Source organism: Cupriavidus sp. FW306-01-F10A, assembly GCF_058782785.1.
On the sequence record NZ_JBYSYA010000030.1, the window covers coordinates 1 to 21,569 of the forward strand.

Annotated in this window: 18 protein-coding genes and 3 pseudogenes; 12 read left to right on the forward strand and 9 right to left on the reverse strand. The window is 67.0% G+C overall.

Annotated elements, in window-relative coordinates:
• From AC3WLF_RS28090 to AC3WLF_RS28110, 5 genes and pseudogenes are all read left to right on the forward strand, one after another.
• Positions 1 to 126: pseudogene (locus AC3WLF_RS28090) on the forward strand (2-methylcitrate synthase); the annotation flags it as partial.
• Positions 127 to 291: 165 nt separating this feature from the next.
• Positions 292 to 849, forward strand: a complete 558-nt coding sequence (locus tag AC3WLF_RS28095) for a hypothetical protein (protein ID WP_492319819.1) — start codon at positions 292 to 294, stop codon at positions 847 to 849.
• A gap of 278 nt (positions 850 to 1,127) precedes the next feature.
• Positions 1,128 to 3,833: an aconitate hydratase AcnA gene (acnA, locus tag AC3WLF_RS28100; protein ID WP_492356572.1), complete on the forward strand. Its 2,706-nt coding sequence runs from the start codon at positions 1,128 to 1,130 to the stop codon at positions 3,831 to 3,833.
• A 238-nt stretch (positions 3,834 to 4,071) separates the two neighbouring features.
• Positions 4,072 to 4,227 carry a hypothetical protein gene (locus tag AC3WLF_RS28105; protein WP_010813538.1) on the forward strand — a complete coding sequence of 52 codons (156 nt, stop codon included), beginning with the start codon at positions 4,072 to 4,074 and terminating at the stop codon, positions 4,225 to 4,227.
• A 106-nt stretch (positions 4,228 to 4,333) separates the two neighbouring features.
• The gene (locus tag AC3WLF_RS28110; protein WP_492319817.1) at positions 4,334 to 5,536 is read left to right on the forward strand and encodes a DUF2863 family protein; all 1,203 of its coding nucleotides are present in this window, start codon (positions 4,334 to 4,336) and stop codon (positions 5,534 to 5,536) included.
• Positions 5,537 to 5,601: 65 nt separating this feature from the next.
• On the opposite strand, the gene trmB is transcribed toward AC3WLF_RS28110, so the two are convergent.
• The gene (gene trmB / locus AC3WLF_RS28115; protein WP_492319816.1) at positions 5,602 to 6,288 is read right to left on the reverse strand and encodes a tRNA (guanine(46)-N(7))-methyltransferase TrmB; all 687 of its coding nucleotides are present in this window, start codon (positions 6,286 to 6,288) and stop codon (positions 5,602 to 5,604) included.
• A gap of 135 nt (positions 6,289 to 6,423) precedes the next feature.
• On the opposite strand from trmB, the gene AC3WLF_RS28120 reads away from it, so the two are divergent.
• Entirely contained in the window at positions 6,424 to 8,055 is a 1,632-nt protein-coding gene (locus tag AC3WLF_RS28120; RefSeq protein WP_492359100.1) for an ABC transporter substrate-binding protein, read from the forward strand.
• A 52-nt stretch (positions 8,056 to 8,107) separates the two neighbouring features.
• On the opposite strand, the gene AC3WLF_RS28125 is transcribed toward AC3WLF_RS28120, so the two are convergent.
• The 3 genes from AC3WLF_RS28125 to AC3WLF_RS28135 form a co-directional block, all read right to left on the reverse strand.
• Positions 8,108 to 8,980: a class I SAM-dependent methyltransferase gene (locus tag AC3WLF_RS28125; protein ID WP_492359101.1), complete on the reverse strand. Its 873-nt coding sequence runs from the start codon at positions 8,978 to 8,980 to the stop codon at positions 8,108 to 8,110.
• Between the two features lie 54 nt (positions 8,981 to 9,034).
• Positions 9,035 to 9,787: a tetratricopeptide repeat protein gene (locus AC3WLF_RS28130; RefSeq protein ID WP_492359102.1), complete on the reverse strand. Its 753-nt coding sequence runs from the start codon at positions 9,785 to 9,787 to the stop codon at positions 9,035 to 9,037.
• An 80-nt stretch (positions 9,788 to 9,867) separates the two neighbouring features.
• Positions 9,868 to 11,004, reverse strand: a complete 1,137-nt coding sequence (locus tag AC3WLF_RS28135) for a PLP-dependent cysteine synthase family protein (RefSeq protein WP_492359103.1) — start codon at positions 11,002 to 11,004, stop codon at positions 9,868 to 9,870.
• A 328-nt stretch (positions 11,005 to 11,332) separates the two neighbouring features.
• Here AC3WLF_RS28135 and AC3WLF_RS28140 point away from each other — a divergent pair, with 328 nt between their 5' ends.
• The 3 genes and pseudogenes from AC3WLF_RS28140 to AC3WLF_RS28150 all read left to right on the forward strand — a co-directional run.
• The gene (locus AC3WLF_RS28140) at positions 11,333 to 11,599 is read left to right on the forward strand and encodes an HPr family phosphocarrier protein (RefSeq protein WP_492319812.1); all 267 of its coding nucleotides are present in this window, start codon (positions 11,333 to 11,335) and stop codon (positions 11,597 to 11,599) included.
• Complete coding sequence (locus AC3WLF_RS28145) at positions 11,596 to 12,465, forward strand: fused MFS/spermidine synthase (RefSeq protein WP_492356575.1); 870 nt, start codon at positions 11,596 to 11,598, stop codon at positions 12,463 to 12,465. Before AC3WLF_RS28140 ends, AC3WLF_RS28145 begins: the two co-directional genes overlap by 4 nt.
• 56 nt (positions 12,466 to 12,521) lie before the next feature.
• Positions 12,522 to 13,331, forward strand: a pseudogene (locus AC3WLF_RS28150) (YoaK family protein); the annotation flags it as partial.
• 43 nt (positions 13,332 to 13,374) lie between these two features.
• Here AC3WLF_RS28150 and AC3WLF_RS28155 read toward each other — a convergent pair.
• Together AC3WLF_RS28155 and AC3WLF_RS28160 are read right to left on the reverse strand one after the other, a co-directional pair.
• Positions 13,375 to 13,812 carry a universal stress protein gene (locus tag AC3WLF_RS28155; protein WP_492352891.1) on the reverse strand — a complete coding sequence of 146 codons (438 nt, stop codon included), beginning with the start codon at positions 13,810 to 13,812 and terminating at the stop codon, positions 13,375 to 13,377.
• 259 nt (positions 13,813 to 14,071) lie between these two features.
• Positions 14,072 to 14,860, reverse strand: a pseudogene (locus tag AC3WLF_RS28160) (lyase family protein); the annotation flags it as partial.
• Between the two features lie 246 nt (positions 14,861 to 15,106).
• Between AC3WLF_RS28160 and AC3WLF_RS28165 the strand changes: the two are divergent.
• Both AC3WLF_RS28165 and AC3WLF_RS28170 read left to right on the forward strand, forming a co-directional pair.
• Positions 15,107 to 15,787 carry a methyl-accepting chemotaxis protein gene (locus AC3WLF_RS28165; RefSeq protein ID WP_492359104.1) on the forward strand — a complete coding sequence of 227 codons (681 nt, stop codon included), beginning with the start codon at positions 15,107 to 15,109 and terminating at the stop codon, positions 15,785 to 15,787.
• A 13-nt stretch (positions 15,788 to 15,800) separates the two neighbouring features.
• Positions 15,801 to 16,595, forward strand: a complete 795-nt coding sequence (locus tag AC3WLF_RS28170; protein WP_492359105.1) for a type IV pili methyl-accepting chemotaxis transducer N-terminal domain-containing protein — start codon at positions 15,801 to 15,803, stop codon at positions 16,593 to 16,595.
• An 18-nt stretch (positions 16,596 to 16,613) separates the two neighbouring features.
• Here the strand turns inward: AC3WLF_RS28170 and AC3WLF_RS28175 are convergent, their stop codons facing one another.
• The 3 genes from AC3WLF_RS28175 to AC3WLF_RS28185 form a co-directional block, all read right to left on the reverse strand.
• Complete coding sequence (locus AC3WLF_RS28175) at positions 16,614 to 17,126, reverse strand: DNA-deoxyinosine glycosylase (protein WP_492359106.1); 513 nt, start codon at positions 17,124 to 17,126, stop codon at positions 16,614 to 16,616.
• A gap of 73 nt (positions 17,127 to 17,199) precedes the next feature.
• Complete coding sequence (gene htpG, locus AC3WLF_RS28180) at positions 17,200 to 19,101, reverse strand: molecular chaperone HtpG (protein ID WP_492356578.1); 1,902 nt, start codon at positions 19,099 to 19,101, stop codon at positions 17,200 to 17,202.
• A gap of 123 nt (positions 19,102 to 19,224) precedes the next feature.
• Positions 19,225 to 20,775 (reverse strand): aminotransferase-like domain-containing protein, encoded by a 1,551-nt coding sequence (locus AC3WLF_RS28185; RefSeq protein ID WP_492359107.1) that lies wholly within the window; start codon positions 20,773 to 20,775, stop codon positions 19,225 to 19,227.
• 84 nt (positions 20,776 to 20,859) lie between these two features.
• Here AC3WLF_RS28185 and AC3WLF_RS28190 point away from each other — a divergent pair, with 84 nt between their 5' ends.
• The gene (locus AC3WLF_RS28190; protein ID WP_492359108.1) at positions 20,860 to 21,537 is read left to right on the forward strand and encodes a VOC family protein; all 678 of its coding nucleotides are present in this window, start codon (positions 20,860 to 20,862) and stop codon (positions 21,535 to 21,537) included.
• Positions 21,538 to 21,569 lie beyond the last annotated feature (32 nt).

Sequence of the window (21,569 nt, forward strand, 5' to 3'; positions counted from 1 at the left end):
GCGCGTACCTCCGGCTGGGCCGCGCACATTATCGAGCAGCGCATCGACAACAAGATCATCCGCCCGAGCGCCAACTACACCGGTCCGGAAAACCTGAAGTTCGTGCCGATCGGCAAGCGCAAGTGAAGCGGGGCCAACTAGCCCCCGTCGATAATGTAACCAAAGACCAGAGCACTACGCCGCCCTGGGCAAATCGTAGAGAATAGCGGCGGAAATTGTCCCGGCGCCGCCCGATTTGACGGCGGCAAATGAAACATAAATCGATTTCAGTATCCGAAAGGCACTCACAAAATGAAACATCTTGTCCTTGCCGCCTGCATCGGCGCATTCAGCCTGACCACCGCCACCGCCGTGATGGCGCAGGAACCTGCCAAGAAGACCACCACCAAGAAGGCTTCGACCAAGAAAAAGGCTGCTGCCGGGACCGCCGCGGCGGCGGGCGCTGCTGCCGCGGTCACGCCGAACGGCGAAAAATGGCAGTGTGAACTGGGCAACAACCTGTATATCGCCGGCGACATGCTGCGCGACGAGGTCCTGACCGTGCACTGGCAAGGCCGCGACTACAAGCTGCCGCGCCAGCCCACGGTGACCGGCGCCGACCGCTACTACGACGCCCGCACCGGCCTGGACCTGGTGGTGATCCCGAGCAAGGCCATGCTGTTCAACAAGAACCTGGGCCAGCGCCTGGCCGACGACTGCCAGAGCCCCGCCATGCAGGCCGGCGCCGCGGCCCCGACCCAGGCCGGCGGCCTGCGCGCCCCGGCCACCACCCCGCTGCTGGTCACGCCCCCGGGCGGCCCGACGCAGGTACCGGAAGGCGCCCAGCAATCCGCAGCACCCAAGCAGTAAGTCCGTACCGGGGCGCTGGCGGCCGCTGAATTCCGGCCGCCAGCGCCCTTTTTGCCTTGCCGGGCGGCCAATCCCGGGCGGGCATGCTGTCGCGCCGGCGCCGTCGCGGCCGGCGGGATGCCGAGCCGGGTGGCGCCAAAGCCGCGCGGCGGTTAGAGTATGCAGTTGCAGTGCGCTGCCGGCCTCGGACCGCGGTCAAATGCCGCGGCAGCGCACCGGGGTCTTGATTCAGGTCCGAGCCAAATGCCATCGCATCATCCTTCGATCGGAGTACGGCAATGCCCCACAACCTCAAGAACACGCTAAAAGAATTCAAGATCGGCTCTTCCGGCAAGGGCCAGTATTACTCCCTGCCCCAGTTGGGCGAGGAGCTGGACGTGGCAATCGGGCGCCTGCCGGTGTCGATCCGCGTGGTGCTGGAATCGGTGCTGCGCAACTGCGACGGCAAGAAGGTCACCGAAGAGCACGTCAGGCAACTGGCCAACTGGAAGCCGAACGCCGAGCGCGTCGACGAGATTCCCTTCGTGGTGGCCCGCGTGGTCTTGCAGGACTTTACCGGCGTGCCGCTGCTGGCCGACCTCGCCGCGATGCGCAATGTCGCCGAGAAGATGGGCAAGAACCCCAAGAAGATCGAGCCGCTGGTGCCGGTGGACCTGGTGGTCGACCACTCGGTGCAGGTCGACCATTTCCGCGAAAAGAAGGCGCTGGACCTGAACATGCAGCTGGAATTCCAGCGCAACAACGAGCGCTACCAGTTCATGAAGTGGGGCATGCAGGCCTTCGATACCTTCGGCGTGGTGCAGCCGGGCTTCGGCATCGTGCACCAGGTCAACCTGGAATACCTGGCCCGCGGCGTGCACAAGAAAGACGGCGTCTACTACCCGGACACCCTGGTCGGCACTGATTCGCACACCACCATGATCAACGGCATCGGCGTGGTGGGCTGGGGCGTCGGCGGCATCGAGGCCGAGGCCGGCATGCTGGGCCAGCCGGTCTATTTCCTGACGCCGGACGTGGTTGGCGTGGAGCTGAAGGGCCGCCTGCGCGAAGGCGTCACCGCCACCGACCTGGTGCTGACCATCACCGAGATGCTGCGCAAGGAGAAGGTCGTCGGCAAGTTCGTCGAGTTCTTCGGCGAAGGCACCGCCAGCCTGGCCCTGCCCGACCGCGCCACCATCGGCAACATGGCGCCGGAATACGGCGCCACCATGGGCTTCTTCCCGGTGGACGAGAAGACCATCGACTACTTCAAGGGCACCGGCCGCACCGAAGAGGAAATCGCCGCGTTCGAGGGCTATTTCCGCGCACAGAAGATGTTCGGCATTCCCAGGGCCGGCGAGATCGACTACAGCAAGGTGGTGACGCTGGACCTGGGCACGGTGGCGCCGTCGCTGGCGGGCCCGAAGCGCCCGCAGGACCGCATCGAGATCGGCAACGTCAAGAGCACCTTCGCCTCGCTGTTCAGCAAGCCGGTGGCCGAGAACGGCTTCAACAAGGAGGCAGCCGACCTGGACCGCGCCTACACCACCACCGACGGCCTCGAGGTGAAGAACGGCGACGTGCTGATCGCCGCGATCACGTCCTGCACCAACACCTCCAACCCGAGCGTGCTGCTGGGCGCCGGCCTGCTGGCCAAGAAGGCGGTTGAAGCCGGCCTGACGGTGGCGCCGCACATCAAGACCTCGCTGGCCCCGGGCAGCCGCGTGGTGACTGAATACCTGAAGGCCGCCGGCCTGCTGCCGTACCTGGAAAAGCTGGGCTTCGGCGTGACCGCCTATGGTTGCACCACCTGCATCGGCAACGCCGGCGACCTGACGCCCGAGCTGAACGAGGCCATCACCAGGAACGACCTCGTGGCCGCTGCCGTGCTGTCGGGCAACCGCAATTTCGAGGCCCGCATCCACCCGAACATCCGCGCCAACTTCCTGGCCTCGCCGCCGCTGGTGGTGGCCTACGCCATCGCCGGCAATGTCACGCGCGACCTGATGACCGAGCCCGTGGGCAAGGGCAAGAAGGGCCGCGACATCTACCTGGGCGATATCTGGCCGACCTCGGAAGAAATCCACGCACTGATGAAGTACGCGATGGATGCCAAGACCTTCAAGGGCAACTACGAACAGGTCAAGAAGCCGAGCAAGCTGTGGGCCGCCATCAAGGGCACCAAGGGCCAGGTGTACGACTGGCCCAAGTCGACGTACATCGCCGAGCCGCCCTTCTTCCAGGACTTCAGCATGCAGCCCGCCGCCACCAGCGCCAGCGTGCGCGGCGCGCGTGCGCTGGGCATTTTCGGCGACTCGGTGACGACCGACCACATCTCGCCGGCCGGTTCGATCAAGGACACCTCGCCCGCGGGCAAGTACCTGCTGTCGCACGGCGTGCTGAAGGCCGACTTCAACAGCTACGGTTCGCGCCGCGGCAACCATGAAGTCATGATGCGCGGCACCTTCGCCAACGTGCGCATCAAGAACCTGATGATCCCGCCCAAGGCCGACGGCGCACGCGTGGAAGGCGGCATCACGCTGCACCAGCCCACCGGTGACGAAATGTCGATCTACGATGCCGCCATGAAGTACGTGGCCGAGGGCACGCCCACGGTGGTGTTCGGCGGCGAAGAGTACGGCACCGGCTCGTCGCGCGACTGGGCCGCCAAGGGCACGCAGCTGCTGGGCGTGAAGGCCGTGGTGGCACGCAGCTTCGAGCGCATCCACCGCTCCAACCTGGTCGGCATGGGCGTGCTGCCGCTGCAGTTCAAGGGCAACGACAGCGCGCAGACACTGGGCATCACCGGCAACGAGACCTTCGATATTGAAGGCATCGAGGGTGACCTGAAGCCGCAGCAGGACGTGGTGCTGGTGATCCACCGCGCCAACGGCGACGTGCAGCGCGTGCCGGTGCTGCTGCGCATCGATACGCCGATCGAGGTCGACTACTACAACCACGGCGGCATCCTGCCGTTCGTTCTGCGCCAGCTGCTGGCCGCCTGAGATCCACCTGGGGCGCCCGCAGCCAGCCAAGGCTGACGCCGCCTGCCTGGCCCCCGTTGCGGGGCCCGGGCAGGCGGCGTTTTTCATTGGTGTCCTGCGCCCCTTGCATCACCCCGAACGAAGTCCCGTGCGTGTAAGTTCCACGCAAGCCAGTGCTGCCACACTGTGTTGCACAAGAACAGCGGTCGCACGACCGGAAGCCGGGTCCGCCCGGCATCATCCAGAATCAGGAGACACCATGGTTAAGATCCTTATCGCATTCGTCGTGGTTGCCGGCGCGGCCCTCTATCTGCTGACCAAGGGCGGCAGTGACGTTTCCATGTCCGGCGAGTCGCACAGCGTCGAGAGCCACGCGCCCGCGGCCCCTGCCGCCTCCGCTCCGGCCCAGAAATAAAGCCACACGCCCGGGCGCGTCCGCACACGCCGCACGCATATAGCGGCCTGCGTGTCAACGCAACGAGTAGAATACCGTTTTACGCATAAACGGACGGTTTCTTTCTATGGCAGGTTTTCGCCCCAAGGCTTCCCCACGACTCTCCCCTGACGCCGAGCGTCTGGTGGCCGATGCGCTCGCCCTCGACGCTTCGGGCAGCCGCATGGAGGACGCGTACTGGGAACGGCGGCTCTCGCAGCGCCTGGGCCGCCTGCTGAAGAACGGGAGCCAGACCGCGCTCGACGCGGCGCTGGAACACCTGTTCAAGCACAATGCAGACGCCTCCGACGTGCTGGCCGAGCAGGCCGAGACGCTCGCCGAATCCGCCACCATCGAGGTCGACGGCCAGCGCCATGACGCGCTGCTGATCGCCGCCCCGATCCTGGCGCACACGCGCTACGCCATTCCCTCCGGCTCGCTCAAGCCGGAGCTGGCGCAGACGCTGGCGGTGCACCTGCAGGCACATGTGCTGGCCAGCGGCACCAAGGTCTCGCTGTCGCCCTACCTCTACAGCATCGACCAGCTGCCGCGCACGCACAGCGACACCTTTGCGCTGACGCACAAGCTGGCCGCGGCCGCCCTGGCCGGCACGGTACCCAAGGTCGACCTGCGCGACCTGCCCGAGACCGCGCCGATCCTGGCCGATCCGCGCTACCTGCTGGCGGTGGTGGTGGCCCCGCACGAGCAGGCGCTGTTCCGCTGGCAGGAAGACGCCAAGGAGCACCACGCCGAGCGCTCGACCTGCCTCGACCAGTGGCGCACCCAGGTGCAGCCGTCGGTGGCGCTGCTGCTGCCGGGCTGCGAGTTCGAGCTGCTGCTGCCCGACGCCTTCTTCCTGTCCTGCCGCGAGTCCGACAAGAGCATCCGCCCGCTGACCGTGCGCGCCGCGGTCAACTACCTGTGCGGCACGCTCGACATCTCCGCCGGCCAGCTGGCCGCCGTGGTGGCTGCCTTCGGCGAGGAAGTGGTCGAGGAATACCGCGTGGGCTTCACCATGCGCGGCGAGAAGGATGTGATCTACGGCATCGTGTGGCCGGTCTACGGCCGCGAAGCCGGCGAGGTCGATGCCGACGAAAAGGGCAACCCGCTCGAGCAGATCTGCGAGGAACTGCGCAACGCCGGCGTTGAAGACATCTTCCGCCACGCCGCGCTGTTCGATCCGGAATACTGCGAGGACTGCGGCACGCCGCTGTACGCGGACCGCAACGGCGAGATCGTGCATGCCGAACTGCCCGAGGACGCACCGACGCAGCAGCCGCTGTTCCACTGACGCGCCCGGCTGCGCCTGGCAAAAAGACGGCCCGCATGCGCGGGCCGTCTTCATTGGCGAGCCGCTCAGGCGCGCTGGCGCTCGCTGACGCAGCGCCACAAGCCGTGGCCCGATGCCCCGTACTTGCGCTCGAACGGCGTCATCGGCTGCGCCGGGGCCCACGCCTCTACCCGCGCCGGGCGCCCGACCAGTGCCAGCGCCTGGGCAAACTCATCGATATAGATGCGCCAGTTGCTGCGGCACTCCAGATAGTCGCCGCAGGCGGCCAGCGCCGGGAACACCGCATGCCCCTGCCAGCGCCGCCCCAGGTGGCCGATCTTGGGCCACGGGTTCGGGTACAGCACGTAGTGGCGCGCCACCGGCACGGCCTCGGCCTGCAGCAGGCGCCAGGCATCGACCAGGTCGGCGCGCGCCCAGCAGAAGTTGGCGGGCATCGGCGCCTCGCCCCACCAGTCCTTGCCGGCGGCCAGGCGCTTCTCGGACTGGTCGATGCCGATCACGAAGTGGTCCGGGAACGCTGTGGCCAGGCGCAGCGTGCTTTCGCCCACGCCGCAGCCCGCATCCAGGATCAGCGGCGCGCCGCCGGCCTGCTGCCAGCTTTGCAGCGCCGCGCCGAGCTCGCGCCGGCTGGCTTCGCCGATGGGCTTGCGGAACGGCTCGGCCAGGTGGCGCGCGACGCGCGCGGCCAGGTGTTCGTGGACATCGGCCTGGGCCGAGACAATGGTGCGGGAATTGGCAAACATGGGCGCCATTCTAACGGCGCCGTCCCGCATCGGCTTGCCTGCCCGCGCCAAAGGCTGCAACCAAGCCACTTTAGCGGCACAATGCGGGACAAACCCGCCTGAGAACCCGGCCGCGCCCGCGCGGACCCACGAGGAGCCAGCCAGATGACACCGACCCACGCCCTGCCGCCGCAATGCCTGCCCCGCCGCCCTGCCCGTCGCGCCGTGCTCCATGCCGCCACCGCGCTGGTGCTTGGCAGCGCCGCCTTCACGCTGCTGCCGGCGGGTGCCGCCCACGCCGAAGACCTGCGCATCGGCCTGGCGGCCGACGTGACCTCGATGGACCCGCACTGGAACAACTCGGGCCCCAACAACGCCATCGCGCTGCATGTGTTCGAGTCGCTGGTGTTCATGGACAAGAACGCGCGCTACATCCCCGGCCTGGCGCTGTCGTGGAAGCCGGTCAACGCCATCACCTGGGAGATCAAGCTGCGCCCCAACGTGAAGTGGCACGACGGCTCGCCCTTCACCAGCGAGGACGTCAAGGCCTCGCTGGAGCGCCCGGAGAAGCTGGTCAACAGCCCCGGCTCGTTCACCAGCTACACCAAGCCGATCGCGCGCATCGACACGCCCGACCCGCTGACGGTGCGCCTGACCATGAGCGTGCCCAATTACGCCAACCTGGCCAACGACCTGAACAGCGTGCCGATGATGCCGAAGAAGGTCGCCGCCACGCTGACGCAGGCGGACTTCGACTCGGGCAAGGCGATGATCGGCACCGGCCCGTTCAAGTTCGTGCGCTTTGCGCGCGGGCAGGAAATCGTGATGGAACGCAACCCCAACTACTGGGGCCCCAAGCCCGAGTGGGACCGCGCCATCTTCCGCATCATCACCGACAACGGCGCGCGTTCGTCCGCGCTGCTGGCGGGCGATGTCGACGTGATCGAGAGCGTACCGTCGGCCGACGTCGCCAAGCTGAAGCAGAATCCGAAGTTCAAGATCGAGCAGCAGGTGTCGTGGCGCACCATCTTCTGGCAGATGGACCAGTCGCGCGACAACCCGCCCTTCGTCACCGACAAGGCCGGCAAGCCGCTGGGCAAGAACCCGTTCAAGGACGCGCGCGTGCGCGCCGCAATCAGCAAGTCGCTGAACCGCGACGCCATCGTCAGCCGCATCATGGAAGGGCTGGCGGTGCCGGCATCGTCGATCGTGTCGCCGCAGATCTTCGGGCATCCGGGCACCAAGCCGGAGGCCTATGATCCGGAAGGCGCGAAGAAACTGCTGGCCGACGCGGGCTACCCCGACGGCTTCGGCCTGACGCTGCACGCCACCAACAACCGCTACCTGAACGACGCCGCGGTGGCGCAGGCCACCGCCAGCATGCTGACGCGCATCGGCATCCAGACCAAGGTGGAGACGTTGCCGGTGGCGGCCTACTTCACGCGCGCACGCCAGGGGGAGTTCGCCTTCCAGATGCTGGGCTGGGGCTCGGCCGCGGCCGACGTGGCCTTGCGCTCGATCACCGGCACGCCCAACCCCAAGACCGGCTACGGCACCTGGAACTGGGGCAAGTACAGCAACCAGCAACTGGACCAGCTGATCGAGAAGTCGCTGACTACCGTCAGCAGCGACAAGGCGCGTGAGGAGAATGCCCGCACCGCGGCCAAGTTTGCGCTGGCCGACCACGCGATCATTCCGTCGCACAGCCAGCTGGCGATGTGGGCGATGAAGAAGGGACTGAAGTACGAGGCGCGCACCGACGAGTGGTCGCTGGCGCAGTTCTTCCACAAGGAGTGAGGGACGGACTGCCTGCTGCCGCTCTCCCGCGCAGCGGGAGAGCGGCCGTTCCTCAGATCTTCAACCGCTCTTCCTGCCGCGCATTCGCCGCGCGCAGCTTCTGTACCCAGTCGCGCGCAGGCAGACCGGTAGTCTTCTCGACCACATCGGCGCGCGCCTCGATCACTTCCCACGACACATCGATCTCCGGCCCATTGAATGCCAGCGCAATGACGTTGCCGTCATGCACTTCCGGGAACACCAGCACGCGGTTGTCGAAGGCATCGCAGATGCGTTCGATATTCTTCGGAAAGCTGTCGTGGTCGCCGAACAGGTTGATGGTCATCACCCCGGGTGCCTTCAGCGTGCGGCGGCAGGCGCGGTAGAACGCGGTGGTGTCCAGCACCGGGCCGCGCGCGGTGGCGTCGTACAGGTCCACCTGCAGCACGTCGATGGCGCCGGCGTGGGTGCCGTCCATGACGTAGTCCCAGGCATCCTGCTCGCGCACGGTCAGGCGCGCGTCGTCCTCGCGCAGGCCGAACATGCTGCGCCCGGCGATGATCACCGCGGGGTTCAGCTCCACCGCGGTCACGCGCGCGCGGCTGAACTGGCGGTGGCAGAACTTGGTCAGCGCCGCGGCGCCCAGGCCCAGTTGCACCACGTGGAATTCTTCGACCGAGGGCGACAGGAACAGCAGCCAGGCCATCATCTGCTGCGCGTATTCCAGCTCGATCGCATCGGGCTTGCGCAGGCGCATCGCGCCCTGCACCCACTCGGTGCCGAAGTGCAGGTAGCGCACCCCTTCCATTTCCGAGAAGGTCACCGGCGCAAAGCGCGGCGTCATGCGTTTTTCTTCGCGTGCCGGCACCTCGCCACGGGTGCGGGTGCCACGTGCCGGACGGCGCGAGGCCACGGCTTCAATCGATTTGCGTTTCAGTAGGGTCATGTTGTCGAGAAAGGCGTTCAGCACCCGTTCCAGCATGGATGGGGGAAACGCGGATTACTTGCCCAGCGCCGCCTGCGCGCGTTGCAGCCATTCGCGGTTGTGTTCGCGGGCGTGGCGCGGCCAGTGGCGGGCGTCGTGGACGATATCGGCATAGAGCTGCTGCGCGCGTTCGTGGTCGGCGGCGTCGGGCTGCGCCGCCAGCCAGTCGGCGAAAAGGCAGCGCGGCGCGGCATCGCTGGCGCTGGTCAGCGCCTGCTCGAACGCGGCCCGCGTGCCGGATGCGCCGGTGGCCGCCAGCGCGCGCGCATACAGCAAGGCCGGATCGGGCTGCTGGCGCGACTGCGGATTGGCGGCGAACAGCTTTTCCAGCGTTGCCAGCGCGCCGGCCGCATCGCCGGTGGCGAACTGCGCCTGCGCCAGCCCCTGCAGCAGCGCCGGATCGGTCGCAAACGGTCCGCTGGCCGCTGCCTGGTAGTGCTGCAGGGCTTCCGACGGCTCCTCGGCCGCCAGCAGCGCGGCGCCCAGGCGCATGCGGTGCGCCACCGTCGGGGCGCGGTCAAAGTCTGAGCGGGCCTCGCGCACCGCGCGGTTCGGATCGACCAGTTGCGTGATGGCACGCGTGGCCGCACGCGCGCCGCGCGACTGGCGCAGCCCGGGCAGGTAGATCGCGAAGAAATACACCACGCTGCCCAGCCCCGGGAACAGGAACAGGATCAGCAGCCAGTACATGTTCTGGTGCGTGCGCACCGCGTGCACCGCAAAGAACAGTGCAACGATGATATGGATGCTGATGCCGAAAATACGCATAGGGAATTCACCTTTGAATCAATGGCAATGGCCGGCGCGCCAGCCGCCGGCATTGTGACAGAAAGGCACGGCGATGGGTTTCAACCGCCCGCCGGAATGCCGGCGCCGGCCGACTGCAGCCCCGCCACCGCCTGCGGCGTCAGCACGGCCTCGCCATTGACCGCGCGCGCCACCAGCGCATCGGCCGCCTCGATGGCAATGCCCTGCGCGGTGTACCAGGCATCGTCGTAATAGGTGTTGCCATAGCGCTCGCCGCTGTCGCACAGCAGGCTGACGATGGCGCCGCCCTCCCCCGCCGCGCGCATCTGCTGGGCCAGGTACAGCACGCCGACGAAATTGGTGCCGGTGGACCCGCCCACGCGGCGCCCGAAGCGCCCGGCGAGGTAGCGCATGGCCGCGAACGAGAGTGCGTCCGGCACCTTCAGCATGGCGTCGATGCAGGTCGGGATAAACGAATGCTCCACGCGCGGCCGGCCGATGCCTTCGATGCGCGAGCCCTCCGCCAGGGACAGGTCCGGCTGCGGCTTGCCGTCCAGGCAGCTGCGGAAGTAGTCAAAGAACACCGAGTTCTCCGGGTCCGCGCACAGCACGCGGGTCTTGTGGCGCCGATAGGCCACATAGCGCCCCAGCGTGGCGATGGTGCCGCCGGTGCCGCCGCTCGATACCAGCCAGGCCGGCACCGCATGCTCTTCGTGCGCCATCTGCTTGAAGATCGACTCGGCGATATTGTTGTTGGCGCGCCAGTCGGTGGCGCGCTCGGCGTAGGTGAACTGGTCCATGAAATGCCCGCCCGTCTCCTGCGCGATGCGGCGCGAGGCGGCGTAGATCTCGGACGGGCTGCCCACCAGGTGGCAGTGCCCGCCGTAGAACTCGATCGCCTCGATCTTGGCGCGCGAGGTCCCCGCCGGGATCACCGCCACGAACGACAGCCCGAGCAGCCGCGCAAAGTAAGCCTCGGAGATCGCGGTCGAGCCGCTGGATGCCTCCACCACCGTGCTGCCCTCGTGCAGCCAGCCGTTGCACAGCGCATACAGGAACAGCGACCGCGCCAGCCGGTGCTTGAGGCTGCCGGTCGGGTGGCTGGACTCGTCCTTGAAATAGACGCGGATGTCCGGGTAGCCCGGCAGGTCCAGCGGGATCAGGTGGGTGTCGGCGGAGCGGTTGAAATCCGCATCGATCTTGCGGATGGCCTCATGGGTCCAGTCGGAAAGGGGCATGGCAGCGTTCCGGGCAGGCCGGACATCAGGACAGATCCGTCAGGATGCCAGAAGCGCACGCCCCAAATCCAGTTTCCGGGATGAGCAGGCGCCCGGCACAGCCCGCAAAGGGCGGTTTCTCCACAACCGCGGCACCGGGCATGGCATTTCCTGGCCGGATGCAGCCACCGGCTGCGGGTGCTGAGCTATGATAATACGATTAACATCATATGTGACTGCAACAGATGTCCCCGATGTCCGCGATACCCGGGCGCGCGACCCGCCGCCTTGCCCGCCCCAGCCAGCCCACCGGGTCCGCCTCCCGGGTCCTGCATTGCGCAAGGCTGCCGTGATCGAGGCGACCCTCAACATCGCCGCCGGCAAGGGTTTCCAGGGACGCGGCTCGGCGCGAGTGACCCTGGTGGCCAGCCGCTTTGCCAGCCGCATCGTGCTGATCACGGACTCCGGCTCGGCCGATGCGCACGACGTGATGGCCGTCATGCGCCTGCGCACGCCGCCTGGCACCGTGCTGCGCATCCAGGCCGACGGCCCGGACGAAGTCGCCGCGGTCAGGGCCATCGCACAACTTCTCGGACCAGGGGACGGCCAGCCATGAACGAACGCAAACCGGACGCCGGCACCGGCATCGCCGCGGATAGCCGCCGCACCTCCTTTGAGTCCTATATGCGGTTCCTGGCCGAAGCCCCGCGCGACGGCACGCCCGTGGTGCTTGAGACCGAGACCGCCCTGTCGCTGCACTTCGACGTGCTGGCCACGCAGAGCTTCATGTCGCGGCGCGATCCCGACCGGCTGGTGCTGGGCTACACGCGCACCATGATGGGATTCCTGTTGCTGCATCCGTCGCCGGCACGGATTTCGGTGATCGGGCTCGGCGGAGGCTCGCTGGTCAAGTATTGCTACCGGCACCTGCCTGCCACGCGGGTGGTCGCTGTCGAGATCGACCCGGCGGTGATCGCACTGCGCGAGCGCTTCCGCATTCCGCCCGACGATGCCCGCCTGCAGGTGGTCTGCGCCGATGGCGCCGAGTACGTCAGGGGGCGGGAAGCGCGCCCCGAGGTCATTCTCGTCGACGGCTTCCTGGCTGACGGCATGCCGCTGCAGCTTGGCTCTGCCGGCTTCTACGCGGCCTGCCACGCGCGGCTGGCCGACGACGGCGTGCTGGTCGCCAACTTCCTGGCAAGCGACCGCGGCATGCCGCACTACCTGGGCGCCGTGCGCGCCGTGTTCGGGGCCTCGATGTCGGTCGCACGCGCCGAGGACAGCTGCAACTACACCTTGTTTGCCTGGAAAGGCCCGCCCCGGCTGCCGTCGCTGCAGACGCTGCTGGCACGCGCACGGGCGCTGGAAGCCGTGCATGCATTGAAGCTGACACCGACTGCCCGCCGCATGAAGCGCGGCGAGGCGGTTGCCGCCGACCCCGACGCCTGGCACGCCCTTGCCCGGCCCCGGGACACCCTGTAGCGGCAACGCAGGTCCGCCGCCGCCCTTCCCAATCCGCCAGACGCCGCCCCATCGCCATGCCGATCCTGTACCTGCGCAAACTGACCGGGAAGCGGCGCAGCCCCCACGCCAACCGGCACCTGGCCGGCTACCTCTGCTTTGTCGCCGGCGCCATCAATGCCGGCGGCTTCCTGGCCGTGCAGCAATACACCTCGCATATGTCCGGCGTGGTCTCGGCCATGGCTGACAACCTGGCGCTGGGCAGCTTCGCGCTGGTGCTGGATGGGGTCGGGGCGCTGCTGTCGTTTCTCGGCGGCGCCGCGTGCTCGGCGGTGCTGGTCAACTGGGGACGGCGCGAGCGGCTGCACAGTGAATACGCGCTGCCGCTGGCGCTGGAGGCGGGGCTGCTGCTGTGCTTTGGCCTGATCGGCGGCAACCTGGGGCAGCACCAGTGGCTGTTCGTGCCAGCCACGGTGATGCTGCTGTGCTTCATCATGGGGCTGCAGAATGCCATGATCACCAAGCTTTCGAACGCCGAGATCCGCACCACCCACCTCACTGGCATGGTCACCGATATCGGCATCGAGCTGGGCAAGCTGTGCTACTGGAACGCAGCCGCGCCAGCGCACACGCCATCACGCACACAAGCGCGCCCACTGCCCCGCGTGCTCGCCAACCGGCGCAAGCTGCGCCTGCTGGTGGTGCTGGTCACGCTGTTCTTTGCCGGCGGCATCACCGGCGCGCTGGGCTTCAAGCACCTGGGTTTCAGCGCCACGCTGCCGCTGGCCGCGCTGCTGCTGGCGCTGATCGCAGTGCCGCTGAGCGACGACCTGCGCAGCCGCTGGCGCACAGGCCCGCTGCCGCGCCTGGCGGCGCGGATGCGGCAATGCGTGCAGGCGGGCGCGCCGCGCCGGCGGCGCTAGGCGCCGCCTAGCGGTACACCAGCACCGGGATCTTGCTGTGGGTCAGCACCTTCAGGGTTTCGCTGCCGATCAGCATGCCCTGGACCCCGCGCCGCCCGTGCGAAGCCATCACGATCAGGTCGCAGCCTTTTTCCTCGGCCGTCTTGATGATGGCCTCGTAGGGATGGTCGTTAACGACGTATGCCGTGTCACAGGCCACGCCCGCGGCGCCGGCCTCGTCGGCCAGTCCGCGCAGGTAGCGGGTCGCGTTTTCCCAGGCCTCCTTCACGTAGGTTTCGCGCGTGTCCTCCAGCATCTCGACCTGGTAGGTCAGGACGTGGTAGTTCGGACAGACGCGCACCGCGGTGGCACGCGCCCCCATGTCCCGCGCCAGCGTCAGGGCCTTGCGGAATGCCGATTCAGACAGGTCGGAGCCATCGACCGCCAGCAGGAGATGCTTGAACATGATTGCCTCCTTGCCAGCATGGTTGCCGGCTAAGGCGCTCACTTCCGATGCGTCATCGCCATGCGTCCGAAAGTGCGAGCCCGCAAGGCGCACTACAAGGAGCGACCGATACCCCCGGTTTCGAATGATTCGTCGCCCGACTCCAGTATAGGTGCGCCATGGCCCACGGCAATCCGGCATGCGTCACATGCGCACGGGTGGATTCAATACGGGCGATTTGCGAAGCCGTTGGCTGGCTGCGGGCCGCGTCAGGCCCGACCGGGCTCGCGCCGGATCTTTGCGGAATCCGTTCCGTGAGCGTCGCGCAGTCGTTGGTCAGGTGGCGGAAGCTGCGGAACAGACTGGCAGCGATGACCGGCTCGAAGGCATTCAGCTGCAGCTGGCCACCCTCGGCGGCGGAGGTCACGGTCACGTCATTGCCGAACACTTCGAATGCCACCTGGTTCACCACTTCCGGAATCACCGGGTTGACCTTGCCCGGCATGATCGACGAGCCCGCCTGCATGGCAGGCAGGTTGATTTCGCCAAAGCCCGCGCGCGGGCCGCTGGAGAGCAGGCGCAGGTCATTGCAGATCTTTGAGAGCTTTACCGCGATGCGCTTGAGCACGCCGGAAATCTGCACAAAGGCGCCGCAGTCCTGCGTGGCTTCGATCAGGTTGGGGGCGCCGCTCAGTGCAATGCCGGAAATGCGGCTCAGGGCAGCCACGGCATTGTCCGCGTACTCCGGGTGCGCGGTGATGCCGGTGCCAATCGCGGTAGCACCGAGGTTGACCTCGCGCGCCAGGGCCGACACTTCGCGCAGCCGCGCCATGTCTTCATCGATCATGACGGCATAGGTGGAGAACTCCTGGCCCAGGGTCATCGGCACCGCGTCCTGCAGCTGCGTGCGGCCCAGCTTGAGCAAGCCGGCAAACTCGACGGACTTCTCGCTGAAGGCATCGCGCAGGGCCTCCATCACTTCCAGCAAATGCTCGATGGCGTCGCAGGTGGCAATGCGCAGCGCGGCCGGATAGACGTCATTGGTGCTCTGCGCAAGGCCGACGTGCTCGAGGATGGGACCGAGTGAGCTATGGCATAGATATTGCTTAGCGGTCACACAGGCCAACGGCGGCCTTGAAACAAGCTGGCAAGTCGCGATGACATGCTCCGAAAAGGAGCATCCCGGGCAACGACGCCCCGAAGCGAATGGACCACGAACCGGACAACCGGTTCGCAGGCATCTCGCTTCGGGGCGCTTTTTCTTCGCCGGTCAGCGCGGTGCGCGTCGGCGTCGACACTACCTGCAAGGCATGGCATGAACGCTCTCTCTGCTCAGTCACCCGAGACCGAAGTGTCCGCCGAAACCATCGGCGCATTGATCGACCTTTCCGGAAGGCAGCGCATGCTGTCGCAACGGATCGTCCTCCAGTTGTTGCTCGCTTCGCGGGGAGACACTGCCGCGCTCGATATCGCACGCAAGTGCCTGTCAATGTTCGAGTCGGCGCATTCGGATCTCATGACGGGCAATGAGCGTTTCCCCGGCACATTCTCCGGCGCCTTGCAGCAACTGTACTTTGGCAGTGCGCGCGCTGACGCTCGCATCCGTGAATTCATCGCCCGGGTCAGAACAGCGATAGACACACCACTGGCCGACACCAGCCGGCGAGCGTCATCCCTCGATGTGCTTGTGACGCAGGCCACGCCGATACTTGAGCTGCTGCAGACCGTCACGCAGGCCTACCAGGAGGAAATGCACCGTTGCGAACTCGCAGTACGCAAACGCCAGACCGACCTCGCCGATCGCCTCAGCGGTATTTCGATGCAAGCCAACATCGTCGCAATGAATGCGCGCATCTCGGCGGCGCGGGCGGGAGAGTACGGCAGGGAGTTCTCGGTGATCACGCAGGCGCTTGCAGACATCATCAAGGAAATGGATCAGCTGATCCGCCACGTCGTCGGCTCGAACGATGCGCCCAAAGGATCAACCAGAACTTGATGCGGAGACGCCCTTGAAACGTGACCTCTGTTCCTTCTGCCTGATTGTCTGCAGCGTCCTGGCGCTGGCCCTGGCCGGGACCGCTTGCGCCGAAACGCTGACGATCAACGCGGCGATCAACAAGGCGGGCCGCCAGCGCATGCTGTCTCAGCGCATGGCCAAGGCTTACTGCCAGGCTGGCCTCGGCGTTGACGTCGAACGTTCGAAGAAGATTCTCGAGCAGTCCGTGGCGCTCTTCGACAAGCAGCTCATGGAGCTGAAGGTGTTCGCGCCCACGCAGGAGATCAGGGACACCTACGCCAGGCTCGAGCAGACATGGATTCCCTATAGGCAGTTGCTGTCCGGCGGCGATCCGAATCCCGATAGCGCGAAAACCATCGCAAGAATGAGCGAGGACGTGCTGAAGCTTGCGCAACAAGGAACCCTCCTGCTCGAGAAACATTCGGGCACCGCGACGGGCAAGCTGATCAACGTTGCGGGGCGCCAGCGGATGCTCTCGCAGAGAATCGCCAAGATCAGCATGTTCCGCGCCTGGGGCATTACCTCCCCCCAGATGGCGCAGGATCTGGACGCGGCTACCAGGGAATTCGCAGCCGCGCAGGAGCTTCTCGCCTCGGCGCCGCAGAACACCGAGGCAATCCGTCGCGAACTGCTGCTGGCCGGCTCTCAGTGGCTGTTCTTTGAAGAGGCACTCAATCAGACCGGGGTCAGTCGCGCGGAACAGTTGAGAAACATCGCCACGACCAGCGAGCGCATTCTTCAGGTGATGGATGACGTCACCGGCATGTATGAAGGGATGCCCAGGTAACGTGGGTGCGTGAACGAGCTATGCCAGACGCTGGCTTACAGGCAGCCACTCTTGCAATGCCTGCCAGGCGCCCAGCTTTTCCATGTAGGGCAAGGTATGAGCGGGACTACTGGAAGGAAGCCTGATGATCCGGTGATGGTCGCCATGCTGCCCAAGGGCCTTCAAACCGATACGCGCAGCAGTGCCGCCATTGAAGGCGATGACAGCCAGCCTGGGTAGTGATTCGATCAGGCTCGCCAGGTCGTTGCCGGCGTGATCCCGGATGTTGCTGTCCAGGCTGCCCTCACGCTTCGCTTGCGCCACCACGTCCCACAGACCGACGTGATGCGCCAGAAGCGTTTGCAGCCGCGCGGCATAGTCCATGTGGACCAGGTCTTCACCCAGAACCTCGCCGGTCAGGCGCCAGAACTGATTCTGCCGATGCGCGTAATACTGGCTTTGCGCCAGTGACGCCTCGCCCGGCAGGCTGCCGAGAATAAGGATGCGCGTGCCGGCGTCAACGACAGGCGGGAAGCACCGCTTCAGTGTCATCGGTCACGCGCTCCGTTACAACACCTTGAGATGGGAATCCCCCGCCGCCTGCGCGGCGGGGGCAGCCGGGCCGTCAGGCCAGCAGCTTGTTGACGCGCTGCACGTAGGCAGCCGGATCGTCCAGCATGCCGCCTTCGGCCAGCAGCGCCTGGTCGAACAGCACCTGCACGCGGTCGCTGAAGGCATCGCCCTCGGGGAGATCGCGCAGTTTCTGCACCAGCGCGTGTTCCGGATTCAGCTCCAGGATCGGCTGGGCGTCCGGCGCCTTCTGGCCGGCCTGCTTGAGCAGGCGCTGCAGGTAGCCGCTCATGTCGCCTTCGTCAGAGACCAGGCACGAGGCCGACGCGGTCAGGCGCAGCGTCACGCGCACGTCCTTGGCCTTGCCGTCGAGCACGCCCTTGGCGCGTTCGACCACGTCCTTCCAGTCGGCCTCGGCCTTTTCCTGCTCGGCCTTCTCGGCTTCGTCGGCGAGCTTGCCCAGGTCCAGGTCGCCGCGCGCAACCGACACCAGTTCCTTGCCGTCGAACTCGCGCAGGAATGACAGCATCCATTCGTCGACGCGGTCGGTCAGCAGCAGCACTTCGATGCCCTTCTTGCGGAACACTTCCAGGTGCGGGCTGTTCTTCGCGGCGGACCAGGTATCGGCGGTGACGTAGTAGATCTTGTCCTGGCCTTCCTTCATGCGGCCGACGTAGGCGGCCAGCGCCACATTCTGCTCGGCGGTGTCGTTGTGGGTGGAGGCAAAGCGCAGCAGCTTCGCCACGCGCTCCAGGTTGGCCTGGTCTTCGCCGATGCCTTCCTTGAGCGCCTGGCCGAACTGCTGCCAGAAGGTGGTGTACTTGGCGCGCTCGGCTTCTTCTTCACTGTCGGCCAGCGTTTCCAGCATCGACAGCACGCGCTTGGTGCAGCCCTCGCGGATGGCCTTGACGTCGCGGCTTTCCTGCAGCAGTTCGCGCGATACGTTCAGCGGCAGGTCGGCGGAGTCGACCACGCCCTTGACCCAGCGCAGGTAGCCCGGCAGCAGCTGGTCGGCATCGTCCATGATGAAGACGCGCTTGACGTACAGCTTCAGGCCGGCCTTGTGGTTGCGATCCCACAGGTCGAACGGGGCGCGCGCCGGGATATACAGCAGCTGGGTGTATTCGCTGCGGCCTTCCACGCGGTTGTGGGTCCAGGCCAGCGGCGCCTCGTTGTCGTGCGCGATGTGCTGGTAGAAGGCGGTGTACTGCTCGTCGGTGATGTCGGACTTGGCGCGGGTCCACAGCGCGCTGGCCTGGTTCACGCTTTCCCACTCGGCGGTGCGCTGGTAAGTGCTGGATTCAGCGTCCCACACTTCCTTGGGCATGCGGATCGGCAGCGAGATATGGTCCGAGTACTTCTGGATGATGCCCTTCAGGCGCCAGGCCGAGAGGAAGTCGTCCTCGCCCTCGCGCAGGTGCAGCGTGATGGTGGTGCCGCGCTCGTTGCGGGCGATGGCATCGATGGTGAACTCGCCGTCGCCGGTGCTTTCCCAGCGCACTGCGTCTTCTGCGCCCAGGCCGGCGCGGCGCGTTTCCACCGTGACCTTGTCGGCGACGATAAAGGCCGAGTAGAAGCCCACGCCGAACTGGCCGATCAGCGCGGCGTCCTTCTGCTGGTCGCCGGAAAGCTGCTGGAAGAATTCCTTGGTGCCCGAGCGGGCGATGGTGCCGAGGTTGTGGATGGCCTCGTCGCGGCTCATGCCGATGCCGTTGTCGGTGATCGTCAGCGTGCGCGCCTTGGCGTCGGCCTCGATGCGGATGGCCAGGTCGGCGTCGTTCTCCAGCAGGGACGGATTCGCGATCGCCTCGAAGCGCAGCTTGTCGGTAGCGTCCGAAGCATTCGAGACCAGCTCGCGCAGGAAGATTTCCTTGTTGCTGTACAGCGAGTGGATCATCAGGTGCAGCAGTTGCTTCACTTCCGCCTGGAAGCTCATCGTCTCGTGCGGTGCGGTCATGGTTCTCCTCTTGGAAACAGGCGAATCTGGAAAGTGGGTGTGGCCACGGTCCTGTGGCCGGTGCCGCCAGACATAGGGCCGCCCGGGCCATTTTTCAAGGCCCGGGTGCTGCCGGGATGTGACTTACAGTCGCTCTAGCTGGTGCGCCAGGAAGGCCAGCATGTCCGGGTGGCCGCTGCTGGCAACGTTGAAGCGCATCCAGCCCGACGGCATCTGCGACGGCGAGAACAGGCTGCCCGGGGCGAACAGGTAGCCCTCCTCATGCCCCGCGGTGGCGATCGCGTTGGTGTCGCGGCCGGTATCGGCCCACAGGTACATGCCGGCGTGCTGGCCGGGAAAGAGCCGCAGGCCCAGGCGCTCCAGCTCGCGCCGGGTCTCGTCGCGGGCGCGGTCCAGCCGGGTGCGCACGCGCTCCACATGCTTGCGGTAGTGGCCCTCGGTCAGCACCTTGTACAGCACGCGCTCGTTGATCTCCGGCGTGGCCAGCCCCGCCAGCAGCTTGCTGTCGGTCAGCGCCGACGCCATCTCCGGGTGCGCGGCGATAAAGCCCACGCGCAGGTTGGCCGCCAGGGTCTTGGAAAAGCTGCCCAGGTAGATCACCCGGCGCAGCTGGTCCAGGCTGGCCAGCCGGGTGGCGGCGTGGCCGGGCGGGCACAGGTCGCAGTAGATATCGTCCTCGACGATCAGGAAGTCGTACTGCTCGGCCAGGCGCAGCAGCTGGAAGGCCTTGGCCGCCGACAGCGAGGTGCCGGTGGGGTTGTGCAGCACCGAGTTGATCACGAACAGCTTGGGCCGCCGTGCCTGCACGATGCGCTCCAGCGCCTCCAGGTCCGGCCCTTCGGCGGTGTAGGGCACCCCGGTCACCTGGGCGCCCTGCGCGGCAAAGCGGCCGAACATCACGAACCAGGCCGGGTCGCCCACCAGTACCGTGTCGCCGGGCTGCAGGTAGAGCCGCGCGATCAGGTCCAGGGCCTGGGTGATGCCCGAGGTCAGCACGATCTGCTCGGCGCTGGCACCGATCTCCAGTTCTTCCAGCCGGGTGCGCAGCTGCTGGCGCAGCGGCAGGAAGCCCTGCGGCGTGCCGCTGGCCAGGAAATGGTTGCCGGGCTGGCGGCCCAGGCCGCGCAGCGCGCTGGCGATCAGTTCGCCGTCGAGCCAGTCATTGGGCAGGAAGCCCAGCCCGGGCGCCTTGTGCGCCTCGGCGGTATGGAACATGCTGCGCAGCAGCCAGGTCACGTCGATATTGCGCGCCACCGCCACGTCGCCGGACACCGGCGCCGCGGGCGCGGCCGGGGCACGCTCGCGCACGTAGAAGCCGGAGCCGCGGCGCGATTCCAGGTAGCCCAGCGCCACCAGCCGCTCATAGGCCTCGACCACGGTAAAGCGCGAGATGCCCTTCTCCTGGGCCAGCTGCCGGATCGACGGCATGCGCATGCCGGAGCGGAACACGCGCTCGTCGATGCGCATGCGGGCCCATTCGGTCAGTTGCTCGACCAGCGTCATCTGCGCCGAGGGGATCGGATCCGGGAAGCGCTCGGTGGGCGGCACCACCAGCCGCAGCGCGCGGCCGGAGGTATGCCCCGATGTGCTGTGGGCGTCGCCTCCGCTATCCTTCTGACGGGTGACGGTGGCGGTCTCGCCGCCGGCGTCGCCATCCCTGCTGTTGGCATCCATGTGCTGCTCCTGCAACTGTACTGAATACGATCCGCTCAACTGTACCGGTACTGTACCGACTACCTTGTCTACCATCAAGCCAAGATGAAGCTCGCCCTCGATCACCTCGTCATCGCCGCGCCCGACCTGGACGCCGGCACGGACCATGTTGCCGGCCTGCTGGGCATTGCGCCCCAGGGCGGCGGTGCGCACGCGGCCATGGGCACGTACAACCGTGTGCTGGGCATGTTCGGCGGCGTCTACCTGGAAGTGATCGCGGTCGATCCGGCGGCAACGGCACCGGCCCGGGCGCGCTGGTTCGGCCTGGACACCGAGGCCGTGCAGCAGCGCCTGCGCGACGGCCCCTTCCTGCTGCACTGGGCCGCGCGCGTGGAACGCCCCGCCGACCTGGGCCGGTGGCAGGCGCAGTACCCGGAACGCATCGCCCCGGTCATCCCGATGACCCGCGGCGGCCTGCACTGGCGCATCACCGTGCCCGAGGATGGCAGCCTGCCGGCCTGGCCGGGCGAAGCCGACAGCGCCGGCGATGGCCTGCTGCCCAGCCTGATCCAGTGGGACGTGGCCAGCTACCCCGGCGTCAGCCTGCCGCGGCAGGACCTGGCGCTGCGCAGGCTGTCCGGGCGCCACCCGCGCGCCGAGCTGCTGCGCCAGGGGCTGGCCTGGCTGGGCGCCGACCACCTCATCGCCATCGAGCAGGCCGAGGGCCCGCCCGAACTGAGCGCCGAAATCGAAACCGCGCAGGGCATCCGCACCCTGCGCTAGCCACACCCAGAACAAGCCCACCAGGAGACCCC